The organism is Arthrobacter sp. GCM10027362, from assembly GCF_042679445.1.
Lineage (GTDB): Bacteria > Actinomycetota > Actinomycetes > Actinomycetales > Micrococcaceae > Crystallibacter.
Genome location: NZ_JBHTML010000422.1, coordinates 1 through 728 on the forward strand (window position 1 = coordinate 1; position 728 = coordinate 728).

1 protein-coding gene is annotated in these 728 nt (G+C 75.4%); it reads left to right on the forward strand.

The annotated features are described in order from the left end of the window. Positions 1-728 (forward strand): NAD-dependent epimerase/dehydratase family protein (locus tag ACFQ36_RS23125; protein WP_377017956.1); only part of this gene is annotated, 728 nt, incomplete at both ends.

Consider the following 728-nt stretch of genomic DNA (forward strand, 5'->3'; position numbering starts at 1 on the left):
GCGGGATGCTCGGCGGGGCCGTCGCCCGGCTGCTGGCGGACCAGGGCCACCAGGTACGCACCTTCCAGCGCCGCCCCGCGGCCGGCGGACCCGGGCTGGAACCGTTCTCCGGCTCGGTCACGGACCCGGCGGCCCTGGCCCGCGCCGTCGACGGCATGGACGCCGTGATCCACCTCGCCGCCAAGGTGTCCTTCACCGGCCACTGGGACGAGTTCGTGGTCACCAATATCGACGGCACGGCCAACCTGCTGGCCGCCGCCCGGGCCGTCGGTGTCCGGGACTTCGTCTTCGTCTCCTCCCCTTCCGTGGCACACTTCGGCCATGCCCTCGCCGGCGAAGGCGCCGGGCCGGCCGACCCGGAGCGGGCCCGCGGCAATTATGCCCGGTCCAAGGCGGCGGCCGAGCTGCTCGCCCTGGCGGCGGACTCGCCGTCATTCCGGGTGGCGGCCATCCGCCCGCACGTTGTCTGGGGCCCGGGCGACACGCAGCTGGTCGAACGTGTGGTCCAGCGGGCCGCCGCCGGCCGGCTGCCGCTGCTGGACCGGGGTGCGGCGCTGATCGACACCACCTACATCGACAACGCCGCGGCCGCGATCGTACGGGCCTTGGAACGGATGGAGCACGCCCACGGGCAGGCCCTGGTGGTCACCAACGGCCAGCCGCGCCCGGTGGGCGAGTTGCTGGCCGGCATCTGTGCCGCCGCGGGCGTGCGGCCCCCGGCCTGGCGG